General features: G+C 71.7%; 18 protein-coding genes and 1 riboswitch. Of the genes, 7 read left to right on the forward strand and 11 right to left on the reverse strand.

Going from position 1 to position 20,762, the window contains the following annotated elements; genetic code table 11:
• Positions 1–122: 122 nt before the first annotated feature.
• The 4 genes from ACFPA8_RS10375 to ACFPA8_RS10390 all read right to left on the reverse strand — a co-directional run bounded on the left by ACFPA8_RS10375 (position 123) and on the right by ACFPA8_RS10390 (position 4,092).
• Positions 123–755, reverse strand: coding sequence for a hypothetical protein (locus ACFPA8_RS10375; protein WP_386445716.1), 633 nt, complete (start codon positions 753–755; stop codon positions 123–125).
• Positions 752–1,429, reverse strand: a complete 678-nt coding sequence (locus tag ACFPA8_RS10380; protein ID WP_386445719.1) for a hypothetical protein — start codon at positions 1,427–1,429, stop codon at positions 752–754. Before ACFPA8_RS10380 ends, ACFPA8_RS10375 begins: the two co-directional genes overlap by 4 nt.
• Before the next feature lie 483 nt (positions 1,430–1,912).
• Positions 1,913–2,677 carry an SDR family NAD(P)-dependent oxidoreductase gene (locus ACFPA8_RS10385; protein WP_386445721.1) on the reverse strand — a complete coding sequence of 255 codons (765 nt, stop codon included), beginning with the start codon at positions 2,675–2,677 and terminating at the stop codon, positions 1,913–1,915.
• Positions 2,678–2,685: 8 nt separating this feature from the next.
• Entirely contained in the window at positions 2,686–4,092 is a 1,407-nt protein-coding gene (locus ACFPA8_RS10390; protein ID WP_386445723.1) for an MFS transporter, read from the reverse strand.
• A 195-nt stretch (positions 4,093–4,287) separates the two neighbouring features.
• Between ACFPA8_RS10390 and ACFPA8_RS10395 the strand changes: the two genes are divergently transcribed.
• The 3 genes from ACFPA8_RS10395 (at position 4,288) to secD (ending at position 8,213) form a co-directional block, all read left to right on the forward strand.
• On the forward strand, positions 4,288–5,085 hold the full coding sequence (locus tag ACFPA8_RS10395; RefSeq protein ID WP_386445726.1) for an IclR family transcriptional regulator: 798 nt from the start codon (positions 4,288–4,290) through the stop codon (positions 5,083–5,085).
• Positions 5,086–5,264: 179 nt separating this feature from the next.
• Complete coding sequence (locus ACFPA8_RS10400) at positions 5,265–5,648, forward strand: hypothetical protein (protein ID WP_386445729.1); 384 nt, start codon at positions 5,265–5,267, stop codon at positions 5,646–5,648.
• A gap of 174 nt (positions 5,649–5,822) precedes the next feature.
• Positions 5,823–8,213 (forward strand): protein translocase subunit SecD, encoded by a 2,391-nt coding sequence (gene secD, locus ACFPA8_RS10405; RefSeq protein WP_386445732.1) that lies wholly within the window; start codon positions 5,823–5,825, stop codon positions 8,211–8,213.
• 96 nt (positions 8,214–8,309) lie between these two features.
• Here secD and groL read toward each other — a convergent pair whose 3' ends face one another.
• From groL to thrC, 4 genes are all read right to left on the reverse strand, one after another.
• A complete protein-coding gene (gene groL, locus ACFPA8_RS10410) occupies positions 8,310–9,938 on the reverse strand; it encodes a chaperonin GroEL (protein WP_386445735.1) in 1,629 nt (542 codons plus the stop codon).
• A gap of 360 nt (positions 9,939–10,298) precedes the next feature.
• Positions 10,299–10,502, reverse strand: a complete 204-nt coding sequence (locus tag ACFPA8_RS10415; RefSeq protein WP_028429801.1) for a cold-shock protein — start codon at positions 10,500–10,502, stop codon at positions 10,299–10,301.
• A gap of 476 nt (positions 10,503–10,978) precedes the next feature.
• Positions 10,979–11,257, reverse strand: a complete 279-nt coding sequence (locus ACFPA8_RS10420) for a MoaD/ThiS family protein (protein WP_386445739.1) — start codon at positions 11,255–11,257, stop codon at positions 10,979–10,981.
• Complete coding sequence (thrC, locus tag ACFPA8_RS10425) at positions 11,254–12,558, reverse strand: threonine synthase (RefSeq protein ID WP_386445742.1); 1,305 nt, start codon at positions 12,556–12,558, stop codon at positions 11,254–11,256. The genes ACFPA8_RS10420 and thrC overlap by 4 nt, the downstream gene beginning before the upstream one ends.
• Before the next feature lie 19 nt (positions 12,559–12,577).
• Positions 12,578–12,737, reverse strand: a riboswitch (SAM riboswitch).
• A gap of 166 nt (positions 12,738–12,903) precedes the next feature.
• Here thrC and ACFPA8_RS10430 point away from each other — a divergent pair.
• On the forward strand, positions 12,904–13,875 hold the full coding sequence (locus ACFPA8_RS10430; RefSeq protein WP_386445745.1) for a glucosyl-3-phosphoglycerate synthase: 972 nt from the start codon (positions 12,904–12,906) through the stop codon (positions 13,873–13,875).
• A 59-nt stretch (positions 13,876–13,934) separates the two neighbouring features.
• Complete coding sequence (locus ACFPA8_RS10435) at positions 13,935–15,455, forward strand: alpha,alpha-trehalose-phosphate synthase (UDP-forming) (protein WP_386445748.1); 1,521 nt, start codon at positions 13,935–13,937, stop codon at positions 15,453–15,455.
• Here the strand turns inward: ACFPA8_RS10435 and otsB are convergent.
• From otsB to ACFPA8_RS10450, 3 genes are all read right to left on the reverse strand, one after another.
• Positions 15,452–16,324: a trehalose-phosphatase gene (otsB, locus tag ACFPA8_RS10440; RefSeq protein ID WP_386445751.1), complete on the reverse strand. Its 873-nt coding sequence runs from the start codon at positions 16,322–16,324 to the stop codon at positions 15,452–15,454. The two genes, ACFPA8_RS10435 and otsB, sit on opposite strands and share 4 nt — an antisense overlap.
• 114 nt (positions 16,325–16,438) lie before the next feature.
• Positions 16,439–16,816, reverse strand: a complete 378-nt coding sequence (locus tag ACFPA8_RS10445; protein WP_386445754.1) for a DUF3263 domain-containing protein — start codon at positions 16,814–16,816, stop codon at positions 16,439–16,441.
• A 56-nt stretch (positions 16,817–16,872) separates the two neighbouring features.
• On the reverse strand, positions 16,873–18,132 hold the full coding sequence (locus tag ACFPA8_RS10450) for an extracellular solute-binding protein (protein ID WP_386445757.1): 1,260 nt from the start codon (positions 18,130–18,132) through the stop codon (positions 16,873–16,875).
• A gap of 354 nt (positions 18,133–18,486) precedes the next feature.
• Here ACFPA8_RS10450 and ACFPA8_RS10455 point away from each other — a divergent pair, with 354 nt between their 5' ends.
• Both ACFPA8_RS10455 and nagA read left to right on the forward strand, forming a co-directional pair.
• Positions 18,487–19,461, forward strand: a complete 975-nt coding sequence (locus ACFPA8_RS10455; protein ID WP_386445760.1) for an ROK family protein — start codon at positions 18,487–18,489, stop codon at positions 19,459–19,461.
• A complete protein-coding gene (nagA, locus tag ACFPA8_RS10460; protein WP_386445764.1) occupies positions 19,458–20,645 on the forward strand; it encodes an N-acetylglucosamine-6-phosphate deacetylase in 1,188 nt (395 codons plus the stop codon). Before ACFPA8_RS10455 ends, nagA begins: the two co-directional genes overlap by 4 nt.
• The last annotated feature ends 117 nt before the right edge of the window (positions 20,646–20,762 follow it).

A 20,762-nucleotide genomic window follows, 5' to 3' on the forward strand; every position in this document is an offset into this window, starting at 1 on the left:
CGACCGGGCGCGGACCGCCCGGGACGGACGACAGCTGTCCGTCCCGGGCGGTCCGCGCTCCCTGCTTCGCTCCCCGCCCAGCGGCCACGGCCGAGGGCCGCGGGTGGACCCGCGGCCGGTCGCTACAGCTTCAGCAGGCGTTCGGTCGCCGCCTTGTACTCCCGCAGAGCCAGCCGGAGCTCCTCCGTACCGGCGTCTGCCGCGGCGGAGTCGGCAGCGCGGCCGTCGCCTCCCTCCTGCCACGGTTGCCGCAGCGCACGGCGCCGCTGGGCCAGGGCGTCGGTGAGGTGGCGGGCCGCCTCCTCGAAGACGTGGTCCGCCTCCTCGACGGCCTTGCGCGGCCCGTCCACGAAGCCGCTGACGGCGTGGTGGAGGCGGGCGGTGAGACGGTCGCGTTCGTCCAGCCCGAGCAGTGGACCTGTCGCGTCCCCACTGCGAAGGGCCGCTGTCCGGTGCTCCTGCCCGCGGTCCCGTCGCTGTGCTGCCGCGACCGGCGGTACGAGACCGTGGCCCGGGCCGGAGTCCGCGGCAGCCACCGGGTCGGCGGGCGCACCCGGCGGGACGGGCGGCGGGGCAGGCGGATCGGCCGATGCCGGGTTCCCGGTCGAGCCCGGGTCGGCGGGCGGTCCGCCGACGGCGTGCGGCGGGGCCTCCGGCGGTGGCGGAGCGGCCGGACCGGCGGGACCGGCGGGAGCGGCCGGAGCGGCCCGCGGCGTCTGGGACGCGGTGCGTTTGCGGGCGTCGTCGGTCGTCACAGCGCCTCACGTCCCTTCGCGTTGCCACGCGGCGAGAGCAACGGCCGCCGCGTGGGACCGTCGTGGGTCAGCGGACGTCCGGTGCGGGCACGGCCCGCACGGCCGAAGCGCCGGCCGGTGCCCGCGGTGCGTCCCGTCGGCTCGGTCGCAAGCGCGTCGAAGAACGCACGGGCCTGGAGCATGGCCTCCCGCATCTCCTCCGTACCGCCCGGAACGGTCGCAGCGGCGTGCACGCGCCGGTAACCCTCGATGTGGTGAGCGTGGTGCACGGACAGCGCGGCGACGTGTTCGTCGGGACGCTCCGGTCCGGGGAACCCGCGCGCCTGGGCGAGCCCGGCCAGCAGGCGTTCGGCCTCGGCCAGCGCCTCCTGCGGTGATTCGACGAAACTCTCCTGCGCCGCCGTCCAGCGCGTCACGTACTGCTCCCGCACGTGCGGAGGAAGCGGGTGCGCCTCGATGGCCCCGAACCGGCGCACGCGCTCGGAGAGTTCGTGGCCGGCGGCCTTGGTGTCGCCGTTGTGACGGGCGAGCACCCGGTCGTACTCGGGTCCGAAGCGCCGCCTGAGGCTCATGCCGCGGTTTCCTGCGCCCCGCTTGACGAGGCCGGTGCGGGCCGCACCGACGACGACAGCCGCAACGGCCACGATCAGAACAATGATCACAACTGTGGACACGATGACCTACCCCGAGCTTTCTGCGCTTAGCGGATAGTTGACCTCCGGGTAGCCCGTCCGGCGGTGGCACAAACACCCGTGCGGGACAGAAGCGTTGAGGACGGCCGGGGACAGCGGGGGCCGCTCCGCGGCGAGTTCACGAGGACGCCCCGGCAGGGCCGTCCCCGGGCCGGACCCGCCGCCCACGACCGGAATACGCCTGCTGACGGCCGCACTCACCGTCGAGTCCTTCGAACTCCTCGTCACCGCGGGCCTGGTGGCGGGGCTCGGGCAGGGCATGACCTTCCGTGCCGGGCTCGCCGCCGTCGACGCAGCCGCTCCCGCGGCCCAACGGGCCGCTGTGGCCTCGACGTTCTTCGTCGTGATCTACGTGACGCTGTCGCTGCCCGTCGGGTACAGACCACTGCGGCGCAGGGCACGACGGCACAGCGCGTGCACCGGCCCGGGGCGCCGATGCGCCGCCCGCCGCGGCCCGCCCGAAGCTCAGTACCGCACGTGCTTGCCTCCGTCCACGACGACCGTCTCCCCCGTCACCATGTCCATCCCCAGCAGCCCGAGTACCGCCTGCGCCACGTGCCCTGGCTCGGCCGTCCTGCGCAGCGGTACGTGTTCCCGCTCGGCCAGGGCGCGTTCGGCGAAACCCTCCTCACCGTGCAGGGCCGTCTGCCAGCGGGTCGCTACGGTGCCCGGTGCGACAGCGTTGACGCGTACGTCCGGGGCGAGGGCGCTCGCGAGGTTCCGGGTCAGCTGCAGCATCGCCGCCTTGCTCACGCCGTACGCGATGGACGAACCGCCCGCGCGGTAGGCGGAGATGGAGGAGATGTTGACCACCGCCCCCGCAGCCTCCCGGAGGGCGGGGGCGAGGGCGCGGGTGCTGCGGAAGGCGCCGACGACGTTGACGTCCAGCAGCTCGTGCCAGATCTCGTCGCTCAGCCCGTCCAGATCGGCCTCCGACACGGCGCGAGTGGTGCCCGCGTTGTTGACCAGTACGTCCGCCCGTCCGAAACGCTCCAGCACGCTGTCGGCGAAGGCCCGTACGGCCGTGTCGTCGGCCACGTCGGCGCGGACCGTCATGGCTTCGCACCCGTGGCGCGCGACGACGCGTGCGAACTCCTCCGCGGCTTCGGCCGACCGCGTCCAGCTCGCTGCGACCGCGCGCACACCCGCGTCGGCGAGGGCGACCGCGGTCGCCCGTCCGATGCCGGTGCAGCCCCCGGTGACGACGGCGACCTTGTTCTGCAGCTCCATCGCCGCCCTCACTCCTTTCCGGAGCCGGGCTCCGGCACATCCGCCGCGTCCGCCGCGTCCGGCGGCACCGCGGGCGCCGCCGGGGCGTGCTCGGCGAGCCCGACGTCCGTCTCGCGGGACTCCTTGGAGTAGAGGAACGCCACGAGCGAGATCACCGCCGTGCCCGCCATGAACAGCGCGACGAGCCACGGGTCCCCGTCCGCGTACCCGAGCAGCGCCGCCGCGATGAAGGGGGAGAACCCGGCGAGCGCGGCACCGATCTCCCGTGAGGCCGCGAAGCCCGTGTAGCGGACCCGGGCCCCGAACAGCTCGGCGTAGAAGGCCGGCTGGACCGCGATCATCGGCGCCAGGCCCAGCGAGGTGGCCACGATCATCGCGAGCCAGATGACGACGGGCACACCCGTGTCGAGCAGCACGAAGAACGGGTACGCGAACAGCCCGGTGAAGACGACGCTGAAGAGGTTCAGCGGCCTGCGTCCGACGCGGTCGGAGAGGGCGCCGTACACGGGCTGCAGAGCGATCACGACGAGACCGAACGAGATCACGCCGGTCAGAGCCACCCACTTGGGCTGTTCGACCTGCACCGTCAGGTACGACACGGAGAACGTGGCGTAGATGTAGACGACGGACGTGTCGCAGATGTGCGCCCCGATCCCCACGAGGAAACTGCGCGGGTAGCGCTTCAGCGCCTCGCGCACCGGCAGCTTCACCACGTTCCGGTCCGCCTTCATCCGCTGGAAGACCGGTGATTCGGCGACGCGCAGCCGCAGGTAGAGCGACACGGCGATCAGCACGAAGCTGAAGAGGAACGGCAGCCGCCATCCCCACGACTGCTGGCTCGCCTGCGGCATCAGCCCCACCAGCAGGAAGACCACCGTGCCCAGTACGAGCCCGATCTGCACGCCCATCTGCGCGAACGAGGCGTAGAACCCGCGCCGTTCGGCCGGCGCGTGTTCGGCGAGCAGGGTCGAGGCACCCCCGAACTCGGCTCCCGCGCCCAGTCCTTGGCACACCCGCATGAGCGTCAGCAGCACCGGCGCCGCGACGCCGATCGACGCGTACGTCGGCAGCAGACCGATCAGCCCCGTGGAGATCCCCATGACGAGCGTCGTCAGTACGAGCGTGGAACGTCTGCCGATGCGGTCGCCCAGCGCCCCGAAGAAGAAGCCGCCGACAGGGCGGAAGACGAAGCCGACCCCGAAGGTCGCCAGGCCGATGAGCGTGCCCATGGCCGGATCGTCCTGGACGAAGAACAGATCGTTGAAGACGAGGACGACGGCCGTGCCGTAGATGAAGAAGTCGTACCACTCGAGCGCCGTGCCGACGACGGACGCGGTCACCACGCGCCGCAGTTCGCTGTCGGTCCGCGCGCTGCGCCCTCCCGGGGCGTCCGGGCGACTCGCTGTGCTGGACATCGGGCGTCTCCTCACGTCTCGCCGCAGCTCAATATTCCGCGTGAAGGAATTCCATTCCGGAATTCCTGAGGATGCCGAGATGCTGCCACAGCCCTCCCCGGCTGGGAACCCACCGCGCAGAGGAAGACCCGGGCGCGCCTTCTGCCCGTCCCCGTACGCCCTGGACCCCTCCGCCACCGCCCGTAGACTGGGGCGATGGCCGGTGAGGCGCGCCGTACGGCGGCAGACAAGACACTCGACGTGCTGGAGGCGCTGGCCCGGCACCGCAGCATCGCCGAGATCTCCGAGGTCACCTCGCTGCCCAAGCCGACGGTCCACCGGATCCTCCAGACCCTCGTCCAGCGCGGCTTCGCCCGGTACCTGGGCCGGGGCAGCTACACCGGCGGCCCCCGCATCCTCACCCTCGTCGGCAGCCACCAGCGCGAGGTGGACCTCCCCAACCAGGCGCTGCCCACCCTGGAGGAGCTCCGCGAAGAGACGGACTGGACAGTCCACTTCGCCCTGCTCACCGGCGACGAAGCGGTCTACGCCGCCAAGCTCGAGGCCGACAGGCCGTACCGGCTGGCCTCCCGCGTCGGCATGAGCCTCGCGCTGCACTCCACGTCCGTGGGGAAGTCCGTGCTGGCCTCCCTCCCGGAGGAGTCGGTGCTCGCGCTGCTGAAACGCACCGGCATGCCGGCCCGTACGGAATCCACGCACACCGACCCCGCGAAGCTGCTGGAAGAGCTGGCCGCGGTCCGCCGCCGCGGGTACGCCGAAGACCACGAGGAGAACGAGGCGGGCGTCATCGCCGTCGGAGCCCCGGTCTTCGACCACTCGGGTACGGCAGTCGGCGGCATGAGCGCAGCCACCCTGAGCAACTTCTCGGACGTGGACGCCCTGGCGGGATGCGGGCGGGCCGTGGCCGCCGCGGCCCGGCGCTTCTCACTGACGCTCGGCGCCCCCGCCCACCGCAGCGGTCTCACCCCCGGACGGCCCGACAGCTCCGGCTGACCTCGCGTGAGACCTGCTGCCCGGGGCAGGGGACGCCCCCGCGGGTCACCCCGCTCCGGGCCTCCCCGGTCGAACACCGTCCCGGTCCCGCACTGCCCGCCGAAGTCCTGTGGCAGGGTGGGCAGTCCGCGCCCCCTTCCTTTCCGGCGCGGTCACGGCCGGACGGGTGAGGTGAGCGCGTGGTGATCAGCCGCAAGGCGCCGCCCTCGCGCCTGTCCGCACGTCTGGCCGGCCTCCTGTTCGCGGTGGTGCTGGCCGTGCTGGGCGGTTCGTCGCCCGCCGCCCCCGCCCCGCTCCAGCCGGGCCAGACCCCGGGCACCCACGCGACCGCCGTCGCCTCCGGCTCCGACACCGCGGACGACGCACCCCACCTGCGGGGCACGCGTACCCCTCCGCCCCTTCTCGCCGGTCATCCGGCCGCTCCGCTGCTGCCCGCGGCAGGGCAGGAGAACCCGGCCTGGGACGGTTCCGTACTTCCGGCACCGCCCGCCGTCTCGGCCGCGCACCTCGCGCACCGGTCACCGCGCCACGGGCGCGCTCCGCCGCCCTCCACAGGCATCTGACACCCGACGTCCGCACCGCATCCGGCGCCTGGCCGGTTCTGCGTCCCCGCGTGACGTCGGCATCACCCGGCGGCTCCCTCCGCTCGCGTCGAGGCGGCCCCGGTCCCAAGTCGTTCACCACCGGACCCCGTCCCCGACGGGAACCCGGTGTGCCTGTGCAGGAGGAAGAAACCGATGACTCGCGCCAACAGGGTGCGGGCGGTGATCGCGCTTGCCGTCATGGCTCTGGCCGCGGCACTCGCCGTCACCAAACAGCCCCGCCTGGGCATCGATCTGCGCGGTGGTACGCAGATCGTTCTCGAAGCCCGCGACTCCGCCACCTCGAAAGCCACACCCCGGACCACCGACGACGCCATGGAGGTGCTGCGCCAGCGCGTCGACGCGCTGGGAGTCTCCGAACCCACCCTCGTCCGCTCCGGCGACACCCGCATCGTCGTCGAACTGCCGGGCCTCCAGGACCCGCGGGAAGCCGCCGAGGTCCTCGGCCGTACGGCACAGCTCACCTTTCATCCCGTGAAGGACGCCCCGCCCAAGGGCACCGGCGAGAAGCCTCCGCGCGGAGGCGACGGCGGTGTGCTGCCCGACGAGTCGGGGCGGCGCGTGCAGGTGGGCGGCGCCGCGATGACCGGGAAGGAGGTGAAGGCAGCGGAGGCGGCCATCGATCCCCAGCGGGGTTCGGGCTGGTTCATCGACCTGGCCTTCCGCGCGAAGGGCAAGGACACCTGGGCGGAGCTGACCGGCGAGGCTGCCTGCGCCGCTGCCGGTGATCCGAAGCGGCGCGTCGCGATCGTGCTGGACGAGAAGGTCATCTCCTCACCGCAGATCGACCCGTCCGTGCCCTGCAAACAGGGGATCACCGGGGGAAACACCCAGATCACGGGTGACTTCGGCGAGTCCGGCGCCAAGGAGCTCGCGACGCTGATCGAGGGCGGCGCCCTCCCCGTACCGGTCGAGGTCATCGAACAGCGCACCGTCGGCCCGACGCTCGGCGAGGAGGCCATCGACGCGAGTGCGTGGGCCGCCGTGATCGGCGTCCTGCTCACGTCGGCGTTCATCGTCTGCGTGTACCGGCTGCTCGGTCTCCTCACCGCGATCGGCCTGCTGTGCTACGGGCTGATCTCGTACGCGGCGCTGCTCGCGTTCGGAGCGACACTCACCCTCCCCGGCCTCGCCGGTTTCGTCCTCGCGATCGGCATGGCCGTGGATGCCAACGTCCTCGTCTTCGAACGCGCCCGCGAGGAGTACGCGTCCGCGCCGCCCCGGAGGAGAAGTCTGCGCACCGCCACGGTGAAGGGCTTCCGCGGTGCCTTCGGTGCCGTCGTCGACTCCAACGTCACGACGCTGCTCGCCGCGCTGCTGCTGTTCACCCTCGCCTCCGGGCCGGTGCGCGGTTTCGGGGTGACGCTGTCGATCGGTGTGCTGGCCTCGATGATCAGTGCGCTGGTCGTCACCCGCGTCCTGGTGGACTCCGTGGTGGCGCGCCGCACCGTCCGCGCCCGCCCGAAGCTGACGGGCCTCGCCGGACTCGGCCGCGTACGCACCCGGCTGACCGCGCGTGACCCGGACTGGATGCGTCACGGACGGCGCTGGCTGGCCTTCTCGTCCCTCGCCGTGCTCGCCGCGATCGCCGGGATCGTGCTGCGCGGGCTGGACTTCGGCGTCGAGTTCACCGGCGGCCGGCTCGTCGAGTACTCGACGTCCTCGGCCGTCGACCCCGAGCGGGCCCGTACCGCACTCGCGGACGCCGGCCTGCCGGACACGCTCGTGCAGAGCTCCGGCGGCGAGGAGATCTCGGTGCGTTCCGAGAACCTCACCGACGAACAGGAGGCAACGGTACGTTCGACACTCGCCGGCCTCGGCGGCGAGGCCGAGAAGGTACGCGACGAACTGTTCGGACCGAGCCTCGGCGACGAACTGCGCCGGAACGCCCTGACCGCCCTCGCGGTGGCGCTCTCGGCGCAGCTCGCCTACCTGGCGTTCCGCTTCCGCTGGACGTTCTCGGCCGCCTCGGTCCTCGCGCTCGCCCACGACGCCGTCATCCTCGTCGGCGCGTTCGCGTGGCTGGGCAAGCCGGTGGACGGGGTGTTCCTGGCAGCACTGCTCACCGTCATCGGCTATTCGGTCAACGACTCGGTCGTCATCTTCGACAGGGTCCGCAGCGAGGAGCGCACACCTCGCGGGAAGACGTTCCGAAGCGTCGTCAACAGCGCGGTCGTGCGGACGGTGCCGCGCACGCTCAACACCGGCATGGGGGCGCTGTTCATCGTCGCCGCCCTGGCCGCACTGGGCGGCGACTCGCTCAACGACTTCGCCGTGGCCCTGCTGATCGGCGTCGTGACCGGCTCGTACTCGTCGATGTTCGTCGGTGCGCCGCTCGCCGTCGAGCTGGAGAACCGCAGGGACGGCCGGGGCCCCCGCCCCGGCAGCGACGACGACCGGAATCATGGGGCGGAGGAACAGAACGGGAGCGACGAGCCCGGCAACCGGTTGCCGGACCCCCGCCGACGTGAACGCCGCAAGCGCTTGCCGGGGAGGCGGCCGGGCGACAACGGAGCCCGCGTGTGAAACACGCCGAGGGCGGCACCCCGGTACTCCCGGGATGCCGCCCTCGGTCCGTGACCTGCCCGGCCGGTGCGGGCGGGACTGCTGACCGCTGCGCGATCAGAAGTCCATGCCACCGCCCATGCCACCGGTCGGGTCGGCCGCACCCGCGGCCGCCTTCTCCGGCTTGTCGGCGATGACGGCCTCCGTGGTCAGGAAGAGCGCCGCGATGGAGGCGGCGTTCTGCAGCGCGGAGCGCGTGACCTTGGCCGGGTCGTTGATGCCCTCGGCCAGCATGTCGACGTACTCGCCGGTCGCGGCGTTGAGGCCGTGACCCTTCTGCAGGTTGCGCACCTTCTCCGTCACGACGCCGCCCTCGAGACCGGCGTTGACCGCGATCTGCTTGAGCGGGGCCTCCAGCGCGTACTTGACGGCCTGCGCACCGGTCGCCTCGTCGCCCTCCAGGTCCAGCTTCTCGAAGACGCTGGAAGCCTGGATCAGAGCCACGCCACCACCGGCGACGATGCCCTCCTCGACGGCGGCCTTGGCGTTGCGCACCGCGTCCTCGATGCGGTGCTTGCGCTCCTTCAGCTCGACCTCGGTGGCGGCACCGGCCTTGATGACGGCGACACCGCCGGCCAGCTTGGCCAGACGCTCCTGGAGCTTCTCGCGGTCGTAGTCCGAGTCGGAGTTGTCGATCTCCGCGCGGATCTGCGCGACGCGGCCGGCGACCTGCTCGCTGTCACCCGCGCCGTCGACGATGGTCGTCTCGTCCTTGGTGATGACGACCTTGCGGGCGCGGCCCAGCAGGTCCAGACCGGCGTTCTCCAGCTTGAGGCCGACCTCTTCGGAGATGACCGTGCCGCCGGTGAGGATGGCGATGTCGCCGAGCATCGCCTTGCGGCGGTCACCGAAGCCCGGAGCCTTCACGGCGACGGACTTGAAGGTGCCGCGGATCTTGTTGACGACCAGGGTGGACAGGGCCTCGCCCTCGACGTCCTCGGCGATGATCAGCAGCGGCTTGCCGGACTGCATGACCTTCTCCAGCAGCGGCAGCAGGTCCTTCACGCTGCCGATCTTGGAGTTGACGATGAGGATGTAGGGGTCCTCGAGCTCCGCCTCCATGCGCTCCATGTCGGTGGCGAAGTACGCGGAGATGTAGCCCTTGTCGAAGCGCATGCCCTCGGTGAGCTCGAGTTCGAGCCCGAAGGTCTGCGACTCCTCGACGGTGATGACGCCTTCCTTGCCGACCTTGTCCATCGCCTCGGCGATCAGCTCGCCGATCTGCGGGTCGCCGGCGGAGATGGAGGCCGTCGAAGCGATCTGCTCCTTGGTCTCCACATCCTTGGCCTGCTCCAGCAGGGCGGCCGAGACGGCCTCGGTGGCGCGCTCGATGCCACGCTTCAGGGCCATCGGGTTGGCGCCTGCGGCGACGTTGCGCAGACCTTCCTTGACGAGCGCCTGGGCCAGGACGGTCGCGGTCGTCGTGCCGTCACCGGCGACGTCGTCCGTCTTCTTCGCGACCTCCTTGACCAGCTCGGCGCCGATCTTCTCGTAGGAGTCCTCGAGCTCGATCTCCTTGGCGATGGAGACGCCGTCGTTGGTGATCGTGGGGGCGCCCCACTTCTTCTCCAGCACGACGTTCCGGCCCTTGGGGCCGAGCGTGACCTTGACGGCGTCGGCGAGCTGGTTCATCCCGCGCTCGAGGCCGCGCCGCGCCTCCTCGTCGAACGCGATGATCTTGGCCATGTGAAGTGGTCCCTCCCGGACTGGGGATCCCCCTGCACAACCAGGGGACGGGTCTATCCGGACCGCGCTGGCGCCCGCGACGGACGGCACGCACACCGCGTGGTTCCTTGCTCCACGCGGCGGACGAGCCTCACCGACCCGGTCCTTGTCTGTCACTCTCACTCGTAGAGTGCTAACGCAATGATTAGCACTCGACCCCTGCGAGTGCAAGCGCCCTCAGGACATCACGCCGGACGGCGGAGGGCCCGCGCCGCGCCCCCGTGGGAGGCGGGCCACAGGACCGTGGACACGCGTAGAGGGGCCGTATCCCCTGGCGGGATACGACCCCTCGTACAACTCTCTGCGCAGTGTGGCCGGCGCTCAGGCCGTCACGCGGACCATGTCGGCCTGCGGCCCCTTCTGCCCCTGCGAGATCTCGAACTCGACCCGCTGCCCTTCGTCCAGGGTGCGGTAGCCGTCCATCTGGATCGCGCTGTAGTGCACGAATACGTCCGCACCACCGTCGACCGCGATGAAGCCGTATCCCTTCTCCGCGTTGAACCACTTGACGGTGCCCTGAGCCATGCCTAACTCCCCTATTACTGGCCCTTGCACGAGCCCGCACTTCACGAACCCGGGTCAGACCTCGCCCCCGGCCGGTCCCCTCACCCACGGCGGGAGCACGGGATACACGAGCCTGAACGCGTCGACCGCGGCTGAATGTATCTGCACGGACGCCCTCTGCAACAGGCCATGAAGACGAGAATTCTGGGCAGCGGCTGAGCGGTCGAATGCCCTCAACTCCCGGAAAACCAGGGCAAGCAGGGCCAGGCATAGCGCGCCAACACGACAATTGCCGCCCCGATTTCGCGCACAACTTGTCGCGTTCTCATATGCGTCCGGCACATACCGGATCACTTACGGGGCGGGATTCCTCGCACCCTATCGCGGTCCGCGACGCGGAATCGCCCCCTCCACTTCGCACTTGTCCCGGAAGGGGGCGATTCGCCGGTAGGTGGTCGACCGAAGCGGCAAAGGGCCTTCACCGAGCCCTCACGACCTCAGCAGCCACCCGCCACGGCCGGGATGATCGAGACGCCCGCACCGTCGGGCGTCGGGGTCTCGAGACCCTGCTCGAAGCGGACGTCGTCGTCGTTCACGTACACATTGACGAAACGGCGCAGCTTGCCCGCGTCGTCCAGCACGCGGGGGCCGATGCCCGTGTGGTTCTTCTCGAGGTCGGCCAGCACCTCGGAGAGCGTCGAACCCTCGGCACTCACCTCCGCCTGACCGCCGGTGTAGGTGCGCAGGATGGTCGGAATACGGACGTTCACGCTCATGATGCGAGACCAGCCTCTCGGAAGGAGTCCAGGTTGGGGCGGATGACCGCGGAGGGCCCCGTCGTCGGAGCCACCGCGTCCAGTGTCTTCAGTCCGTCGCCCGTGTTGAGGACGACGGTGGTGAGGGACGGGTCGAGCCCGCCCTCCTCGATGAGCTTCCTCGTGACCCCGACCGTCACACCGCCCGCCGTCTCGGCGAAGACGCCCTCGGTCCGCGCCAGCAGCTTGATGGCGTCGACGATCTGCGCGTCGGTCACGTCCTCCACCGCGCCGCCGGTACGGCGGGCGATGTCCAGCACGTACGGGCCGTCGGCCGGGTTGCCGATGGCCAGCGACTTGGCGATCGTGTCCGGCCGGACGGGGCGTACGACGTCGTGCCCCTCCTTGAAGGCGCGGGAGACCGGGGAGCAGCCCTCCGCCTGAGCGCCGAAGATCTTGTACGGCTTGTCCTCGACGAGGCCGAGGGCGACGAGCTCCTTCAGCCCCTTGTCGATCTTGGTGAGCTGGGAGCCGGAGGCGATGGGCACGACGAGCTGGTCCGGCAGTTCCCAGCCCAGCTGTTCACAGATCTCGTAGGCGAGCGTCTTGGAGCCCTCCGCGTAGTACGGACGGAGGTTGACGTTGACGAAGCCCCAGCCCTCGCCGATCGGATCGCCGATCAGCTCGGAGCAGAAACGGTTCACGTCGTCGTAGTTGCCCTCGATGCCGACCAGGTCGCCACCGTAGACCGCGGCCATGACGACCTTGCCCTGCTCCAGGTCGTGCGGGATGAACACGCACGAGCGCAGCCCCGCACGGGCCGCCGCGGCGCCGACGGCTCCCGCGAGGTTGCCCGTCGACGAGCAGGAGAGGGTGGTGAAGCCGAAGGCCCGTGCGGCCTCGACGGCGATGGCGACGACGCGGTCCTTGAAGGAGTGCGTGGGGTTCCCGGAGTCGTCCTTGACGTGGAGGGAGCCGGTCACGCCGAGTTCGCGGGCGAGCCGGTCGGCCTTGACGAGCTTGGTGAAGCCCGGGTTGATGTTCGGCTTCGAGGCGACGTCCGCCGGCACGGGCAGCAGCGGCGCGTACCGCCAGATGTTGTCGGGACCCGCCTCGATCCGCTCACGCAGCCGGGCCGGATCGCCGCCGGGAAAGTCGTACGCGATCTCCAGCGGCCCGAAACACGCCTCGCAGGCGAAGAGCGGGCCGAGCGGCAGACGCTCCCCGCATTCGCGGCAGCTGAGTGCGGCGGCGGGACCGAGTGCGACGCCCGCTTCGCCGGGGAGGGGGTTGGACTGCTCGGGAGCAGCTTGAACTGCCATGATTCGGCGAGGCCCTTTCTCCTCATCTTCCCCGTGACGTATCTCGCCACGAGACGGAATTGGCACCTTCCCGAGCCGGGAGCCTCGCACTGGACACCAGCTGTGACGCTGGACGCGAGACCGGCCGGAGGGTTGCCGGGGCTTCAACGGGCCGTTCCCTCTGCCCCTCTGGATGAGCGGTATGAAGTTGTGGACGCCGTGGCGGCGGCCTGCGCGGTGACGTGGGCGGCAGCCGGGACGGACCCGGCATGCGGACGCCGTCCGCGTTGTTCAAGACTGTAGCCGACGGACCCGGCTGTTGAGACAGCCGTCCGAACCGCGAGATGGATCACAGGGAGTGCGTGCGTGCTGGAGGAAGTCGAGCAGTGGCTGGGCCGTCGCTCCTGGTCGTGCGGCGAGCGACCGCCGGCGGGACTGCCTGCGGCGAAGCGCGCCGCGGGCAGCCGCGTCAGCGTGGTGCTGCCGGCTCTCAACGAGGAGCGGACGGTCGGGGAGATCGTCTCGGCGATCCGGCGGGAGCTGATGGCGCCGGCCCGTCCGGTCGGGCTCGTCGACGAGCTCGTGGTGATGGACTCCGGTTCCACGGACCGCACGGCTCAGGTCGCGGCCGAGGCCGGCGCACAGGTCGTGCACCGGGACGCCGTGCTGCCGCGGCTGCCCGCGCTGCCCGGCAAGGGCGAGGTGCTGTGGCGTTCGCTGCTGGTGACGAGCGGCGACATCGTCTGCTTCGTCGACGCCGACCTGCGCGACTTCTCCGCCGACTTCGTCTCCGGCATCGTCGGACCGCTGCTCACCGATCCGCAGCTGCAACTGGTCAAGGCGATGTACGACCGTCCGCTCGGCGACGACCCCTCGGGCGGCGGACGGGTCACCGAGCTCGTCGCCCGCCCGCTGCTGAACCTCCACTGGCCGCGGCTGGCGGGCTTCGTCCAGCCGCTCGGCGGGGAGTACGCGGCACGGCGCACGCTGCTGGAGCAGCTGCCCTTCCCGGTCGGGTACGGCGTGGAACTGGGGCTGCTCGTCGACGCGTTGCACACCGCCGGGCTCGACGCGCTCGGCCAGGTCGACGTCGGCGTGCGGCACCACAGGCACCAGGACGGGCGGGCGCTGGGACGGATGGCTGCCGCGATCCACCACACGGCGCAGGTGCGGCTCGCCCGCGGCAGCCGTCTGGTCCGCCCGACGCTGACGCAGTTCGAACGGGCGGGCGCCGGCGGAGGGTTCGCGGGCTTCGCACCCCGCAGCCACGCCGTGGACACGGTGGAGCGTCCGCCGATGCGGGAGGTCCCGGAGTACGCGGCCCGGCGTGCGGCGTAGGACGCCACGCGCGGCGCATGTCACGTTTGCGTGGATGTGGACGGGGCTAAGCTCCGGCCATGGCTTCCGACCGCTCCGCCCAGCAGGGAAACTCGCAGGCCCGCGTACTCGTCGCCTCCAACCGTGGGCCGGTCTCCTACTCGAAGGCCGACGACGGCTCACTGTCCGTCAAGCGGGGCGGTGGAGGGCTCGTCTCGGGGCTGTCCGCGATCAGCGCGGAGAGCTCCGAAGGGGCAGCCGGGAACGCAGGGGACGGCGGCACCGTGTGGGTGTGCGCCGCGCTCGGTGACGGCGACCGCGAGGCGGCACGCCGCTTCGCCGGCAGGCTGGATCCCGCGGACACCGGCGGCCAGTCGGTACGCATGCTGGAGATCCCGGCCGACGTCTTCTCCGACGCCTACAACGGCGTCGCCAACTCCGTGCTCTGGTTCGTCAACCACCTGCTCTACCAGACGCCGCTGGAGCCGTCCTTCGACACGGAGTTCGAGCGTCAGTGGGCCGCGTACGAGCGCTACAACGAGGCCTTCGCCGAAGCGCTGGCGGAGGAGGCCGCAGAGAACGCCACGGTGATGGTGCAGGACTACCACCTGACGCTGGTTCCGGCCCGGCTGCGCCGGCTCCGGCCCGACCTGCGCATCGGGCACTTCTCGCACACTCCCTGGGCACCGCCGGACTACTACCGGATGCTGCCCGACGCCGTCGCCGGCCAGGTGCTGCGCGGCATCCTCGGAGCGGACCGTGCCGCGTTCCTGACACGGCGGTGGGCGGGGGCCTTCGCCGACTGCTGCGAGCGGCTGCTCGGGGCGAGTACCCGCACCGACGAGGCCACAGGTGAACTCCACGTCACGCTGGAGGGCCGCACGACCCGCCTCGGAGTGCACGGCCTCGGCGCCGACGCCGAATTCCTGCGGGAGCGCGCGAACCGCGAGGACGTCTACGAGCGGATCGCGGCGCTGCGCGAGGAGATCGGCCGGGGGCCGGACGGGAAGGCGCGGCGCGCGCTCGTCCGGGTCGATCGCACCGAGCTGTCCAAGAACATCGTGCGCGGTCTGCACGCCTACCGCCGCCTGCTCGACGACCGTCCCGAATGGCGCGAACGCGTGGTGCATCTCGCCCTCGCCTACCCGTCACGGCAGGACCTCGCCGTCTACCGCGACTACATGGCCGAGGTCTCGCGCGTCGCCGACGAGATCAACTCGGCACACGGCACGGAGAGCTGGACACCCGTCGTGCTGTTCCTCAAGGACGACTTCGCCCGCTCCCTCGCGGCCTACCGGCTGGCCGACGTGGCGCTGGTCAACCCCATCCGCGACGGCATGAACCTCGTGGCCAAGGAGGTGCCCGTCGTCTCCGACGAGGGCTGCGCGCTGGTGCTCTCGCGGGAGGCCGGTGCGTACGAGGAACTGGGCGAGGACGCCATCGTGGTCAATCCGTACGACATCGCGGACACCGCCCGCGCACTGCACGAGGGCCTCTCGATGGAGCACGCCGAGCGGACGGAACGCACCCGGCGGCTGGCCTCGGCGGCGACGGCGCTGCCGCCGACACGCTGGTTCCTCGACCAACTGCACGCGCTTTAGGGCGTATCGGGACCGTCCGCGCCGTCGCCGAGGGACCCGGCCAGCGACTCCAGCAGGCGGACGACGCCGGACGGGCCGTCGACGACCAGGTCCGCCCTGTCGGCGATCTCGGGAACGCTCTCGCCCGTCTCCCCTCCGCCGCTGCACACCAGCAGTCCGGGTACGCCCTCGCCGCGCAGCTTCTCCACGGCGGCGAAGGCGGCCAGGTCGCCCAGGTCGTCACCGCCGTACAGCACCGCACCGCCCCCGACTTCGCGTACGTACGCCTCCAGCGCCGCTCCCTTGTCCGCCCCGGGAGCACGCAGCTCCAGGACCATGCGGCCGGGTTCCACGAGCAGGCCGTGGCGCTCGGCCAGCGCGTGGAGCGGCCCGCTCAGGAGGGTGAGGGCGGCGGCGGGGTCGTCGGTGCGCCGGGTGTGCACGGCGACCGCTCTGCCCTTGTCCTCGATCCGGGTGCCGGGGGGCGCGCCCGAATCCTCCAGCAGGCCGGGCAGTTCGGCGCGTACGGCCGCCACCCCGGGCGGCGGGGGCGCAGCGGTGACCGAGCCCGTGGCCGCGTCCCAGCGCTCCGCGCCGTAAGCGCCGAGGACGGTGAGATGCTCCAGGCCCACGGCCCCGGCGAGCCCCGCATAGCGCACGGCGTCCTCTGCCGGACGTCCCGTGACGACCGCCACCGCGCAGAGCCGCGGCGCGAGGCGGGAGAGAGCGGGCACGGCACCGGGGTGGGCGCGGGCGTCGTCGGGGTCGGGGACGATGGGCGCCAGGGTGCCGTCGAAGTCGAAAGCCAGGACGGCACGCCGGGGTTCGCCCATGATCGCGTCGAGCCCCTTGCGCCCCGCGGCGGTACGGGGGGTGGGTACGGCTGCCATGGCGCGAGCCTATCGGCCGCTCGGGACCACGGCGCGCTCGACGCATGCGATGCCGGCAACGCGGCGAGGTGCCGTGCCGGACGACGCGAGCCGGCAAACCTTCCGGCCACAGCACTAGCGACGGGCGCGGTGCTCCTCGCGCCTGCGGCGGAGCCGGTTGACGGTCACCGGGTCGTGGGCCAGGGCGTGCCGGTCGTCGAGGAGGGCGTTGAGGAGCTGGTAATAGCGCGTGGGCGACATGTCCAACTGCTCGCGTATGGCGCGTTCCTTCACGCCGGGGCCGCTCCAGCTGCGCCGTTCCAGGGCCAGTACGGCGACGTCGCGGGCGGAGAGGCCGGCCGGCCGGGAACGCGCGGCGTGCTCCCCGACGGCGGGATCGCGGTCTGCCGCGCCCTGGACGGCCGGCTCGGGGTCGGCCCGTACGTCCCCTACGGCCGGTTCCCCGGGGGGCTGCTCCGTGCGGCCCTCGTCGTGGCCCTCGTCGGCGCTCATCCGTCCAACCTAACTCCGGGGCCCGACAGCGGCGTCCGGGAGCGCCCGGCAGCCCCCTACCGCGTCCTGGCCGCCGCCTCCTCCGACTCCGCCTTCCGCTGGATGCCGCCGAGCACGGAGGCCGGGTCCGCCCCGCGGGCGAGCACGCCCCCCACGGAGCTCTTGAGCTCACCGCTCACCCGGGCCCACGAGACCTTGCCCACGGGGTAGAACTCCGCGCCGGGGAGCTGGTCCTGGAAGCGGCGCAGCGGCTTGTGCTCGGGTGCCTCCCGCATCCGTTCGTTCGCGGAGGTGGTCACGGGGAGCAGGTCGTAGCGGTCGACGAAGGTGTAGTGGTTCTTCTCCTCGAAGACGAACTCGAGGAACCGGCCCGCCTCTTCACGCCGTCCGCCCTGCTTGAAGGCCATGATCCAGTCCGCGACGCCGAGGGTGGTGTCGGCCGGGCCCTCGTCGCCCGGCAGGACCGCGGTGCCGTACTTCACTCCGCTCGCGGCCGCCTCCTTCATCAACTTGGGGTGACCGTTGAGCATGCCGACCCGGCCGCTCGTGAACGCGTCGAAGAGTTCCTGCCGGTCGGTGCTGCCGGGGGAAGGGTTGGTCAGTCCCCTGTCGACGAGGTTCTCGCGCACCCAGTCGAAGGTCCTGATGTTGGCGGGAGCGTCGATGGTCCAGGTTCCGGCCTTGTCGGTGTAGCCGCCACCGCCGCCGAGCATCCACATCAGCGCCTCCGCGGGCGCCTCCTCCGTGCCGAGCGGCAGCCCGTACGGAATCCGCACGCCCGCCGCCTTCAACCGCCTTGCGGCGCGCGCCAGTTGATGCCAGTTCCGGGGCGGCTTCGCGGGGTCGAGACCGGCCTTGGCGAAGAGCGTCCGGTTGTAGAAGAGCAACCGGGTACTGGCGGCGAAGGGCAGGCCGTACTGGACCCGTTCCACCTTGCCCGCGTCCGCCAGTCCCGAGAGGAGATCGGCCTGCACGGGTATGGAGAGCAGTTCGTCGACGCTGTAGAGCTTGCCGTCGGCGGCGAAGTCGGCGTAGGAGCCGATCTGGGCGATGTCCGGGGCACGTCCCGCCGCGACCATCCCGGCCACCGTCCGGTCGACGTCCTTCCAGCTGTGGACGGTGACGTCGACGGCGATGCCGGGATATCGCTGGTTGAACTGGCGGACGAGCGCGTCCCAGTAGCCCTGTGTGCTGTTGCCGCGGCGTGGGTCGCCGTAGTCCGCGGCGACCATTCTGAGGGTGATGCTCTCCGCACTCGTTTCGGCACCGCATCCGGCCGCCGCGAAGCCGCCGCCCGCCGCCCCCGCCACTGCCATGCCCAGAAAGCTCCGACGCTCCACTGCAACTACCCCTCAAAGCAGGTGACCGGCATCCGGCCAGGCGCCTCGCCTCGCCCCGCTTCCGGCCGGCCAGGCACGCAGGCACGGAACAGGAGTCTCCACCTCACACCGCCTAAGGTCTATGCCATTACTCATATCGCTTTCGCAACAGTCGTCCCTTCTTCTGCCTTCTTCACCACATGCATGGCTCCACGTCACCTGCCGCAGGACATGTCCGTCCCGTCCGCCTGCCCCGGGCAGCCCGCTCCACCTGCGGAACACCCGACGGATGCCCGAGAGATGTCGCGAGTGGACTAGACCTGTTGCCGTCTGTCGGGCGACACTGATCCCGTGAGCCTCAGCCCCGGAGAACCGCAGTACGTCATCGCCCTCGACGTGGGCGGCACCAGGATCAAGGCAGCCCTCATCGGTACCGGCGCGGGCACCGGCACCGGCACCGGCATGCTGTACGAGACGCGCCGCGCGACCGACCGCGAAGGCGGCCCCGACGCCGTCGTCGACGGCATCCTCGATCTCGCCGCAGAGCTGCGCGCATACGGCACACGGCAGTTCGGCGCCGAACCCGCCGCCGCCGGCGTGGCCGTGCCCGGCATCCTCGACGCGTCCACCGGGACCGCCGTCTACGCCGCCAACCTCGGCTGGCGCGACGTACCGCTGCGCGCCCTTCTCACGCGACGGCTCGGCGGCATCCCCGTGGCGCTGGGCCACGACGTCCGTACGGGCGGGCTCGCGGAAGGACGCATCGGCGCCGGCAAGGGCGTCGACCGGTTCTTCTTCATGGCGCTGGGCACCGGCATCGCCGGGGCGCTCGGCCTTGAGGGACGTCTCGAACCGGGCGCCCACGGCAGCGCGGGCGAGATAGGACACGTCGTGGTGCGTCCCGGCGGACCGGAGTGCGGCTGCGGACAGCGCGGCTGTCTCGAAGTGCTCGCCTCGGCGGCTGCGGTGGGGCGTGCATGGGCGGCGGCGTCCGGCGACCCGTCGGCCACGGCGGCCGACGCCGCCGGAGCGGTCGAGTCCGGTGACGAACGTGCCGTCGCCGTCTGGCGGGACGCGGTGGACGCGCTCGCCGCGGGGCTCGTCACGGCCCTCACCCTGCTCGATCCGCGCACGGTGATTCTCGGCGGCGGGCTGGCCGAGGCGGGCGACGTCCTCTTCACGCCGCTGCGGGACGCAGTACGCGCACGGGCCACGTTCCAGCATCTCCCCACCATCGTCCCGGCGGCCCTCGGGGACGCCGCAGGCTGCCTGGGCGCGGGACTTCTCGCCCGGGACCTACTCTCCGCGGAGGTTTCGAGCCGATGAGCGCCACGAATTCCACTGGTCCCCGCGCGGCGGGACGCACCGTGCTGGCCGGGGCGAAGGTCGTCCGGCCGGGCGGCGTCGAGGACGCCGGCACGCTGAGCGTCGAGGGCCGCAGGATCGCCGCGAACGTGCCCGGCGAGTCACCCACGCACCGGCTGGCGGGCCACTGGATCGTGCCCGGCTTCGTGGACATGCACGTGCACGGCGGCGGCGGCGCCTCCTTCTCCGGGGGCACCTTCGAGCAGGCCTTCACCGTCATCGGCACACACAGGCGGCACGGCACCACCACGATGGTCGCCTCCACCGTGACGGGCGAACTCGGCGACCTGGCTCAACAGGCGGGCGTACTGAGCGAGTTGACGGAACAGGGCGACCTGGCAGGGGTGCACTTCGAAGGGCCCTTCATCTCACCCCACCGCTGCGGTGCGCACGACCCGGGCCTGCTCCGCGACCCCGACCCGGCCGAGGTGCGCAAGCTCGTCGACGCAGCGCGCGGCAGCGCGAAGATGATGACGCTCGCCCCCGAACGGCCCGGCGGACTGGAGTCCGTACGGGCGCTCGCGGACAGCGGAGTCATCGCCGCGATCGGCCACACGGACTCCACGTACGAGGCGACGGCGGAGGCCGTCGAAGCGGGGGCGACTGTCGCCACCCACCTCTTCAACGCCATGCCGGGTCTCGGCCACCGCACGCCCGGTCCGATCGCCGCGCTGCTGGAGGACGAACGCGTCACCGTCGAGCTGATCAACGACGGCACTCATCTGCACCCCGCCGTACTGGAGTTGGCCTTCCGCAGCGCCGGTGCCGACCGGGTGGCCCTCATCACCGACGCGATGGGCGCCGCCGGCATGGGCGACGGCCGCTACCCGCTGGGCCCCCTGGAGGTCGAGGTACGGGAAGGCGTCGCACGGCTCGTCGAGGGCGGCTCCATCGCCGGGTCGACGCTCACCCTCGACCACGCCTTCCGGCGGACCGTCACCGTCGACGGCCTTCCGGTGGAGCACGCCGTACGCGCACTCTCCGCCAACCCCGCCCGCCTGCTCGGTGTCGACGACCGGACGGGCTCGCTCGAGGTGGGCAAGTACGCCGACCTCGTCGTCCTCGACGCGGAGTTCGCGCTCGCAGGCGTGATGCGGCAGGGCGAGTGGGTGGTGCCCCCGCCGGCGGGTGCCGAGGCCGGGTGACCGGCGGGGCGGCCGGGCCCCGGTGCTGCACGAGGGGTCGCGAGGCGAAAGACCAAGTGGCATGATCGCTCGCGCAGTTGTCGTGGGCACGTCTACGCGCGTCGGCCCGGCCCGGCC

Origin of the sequence: Streptomyces ovatisporus, assembly GCF_042653885.1 — a bacterium.
GTDB lineage: Bacteria > Actinomycetota > Actinomycetes > Streptomycetales > Streptomycetaceae > Streptomyces > Streptomyces ovatisporus.

Bases quoted from the DNA above. Each gene is read 5' to 3' on its own strand.
- ACFPA8_RS10385 (WP_386445721.1), bottom strand. From the start codon at position 2,677: ATGGAGCTGCAGAACAAGGTCGCCGTCGTCACCGGGGGCTGCACCGGC.
- ACFPA8_RS10390 (WP_386445723.1), bottom strand. From the start codon at position 4,092: ATGTCCAGCACAGCGAGTCGCCCGGACGCCCCGGGAGGGCGCAGCGCG.
- ACFPA8_RS10395 (WP_386445726.1), top strand. From the start codon at position 4,288: ATGGCCGGTGAGGCGCGCCGTACGGCGGCAGACAAGACACTCGACGTG.
- secD (WP_386445732.1), top strand. From the start codon at position 5,823: ATGACTCGCGCCAACAGGGTGCGGGCGGTGATCGCGCTTGCCGTCATG.
- groL (WP_386445735.1), bottom strand. From the start codon at position 9,938: ATGGCCAAGATCATCGCGTTCGACGAGGAGGCGCGGCGCGGCCTCGAG.
- ACFPA8_RS10415 (WP_028429801.1), bottom strand. From the start codon at position 10,502: ATGGCTCAGGGCACCGTCAAGTGGTTCAACGCGGAGAAGGGATACGGC.
- ACFPA8_RS10420 (WP_386445739.1), bottom strand. From the start codon at position 11,257: ATGAGCGTGAACGTCCGTATTCCGACCATCCTGCGCACCTACACCGGC.
- thrC (WP_386445742.1), bottom strand. From the start codon at position 12,558: ATGGCAGTTCAAGCTGCTCCCGAGCAGTCCAACCCCCTCCCCGGCGAA.
- ACFPA8_RS10435 (WP_386445748.1), top strand. From the start codon at position 13,935: ATGGCTTCCGACCGCTCCGCCCAGCAGGGAAACTCGCAGGCCCGCGTA.
- otsB (WP_386445751.1), bottom strand. From the start codon at position 16,324: ATGGCAGCCGTACCCACCCCCCGTACCGCCGCGGGGCGCAAGGGGCTC.
- ACFPA8_RS10445 (WP_386445754.1), bottom strand. From the start codon at position 16,816: ATGAGCGCCGACGAGGGCCACGACGAGGGCCGCACGGAGCAGCCCCCC.
- ACFPA8_RS10450 (WP_386445757.1), bottom strand. From the start codon at position 18,132: ATGGCAGTGGCGGGGGCGGCGGGCGGCGGCTTCGCGGCGGCCGGATGC.
- nagA (WP_386445764.1), top strand. From the start codon at position 19,458: ATGAGCGCCACGAATTCCACTGGTCCCCGCGCGGCGGGACGCACCGTG.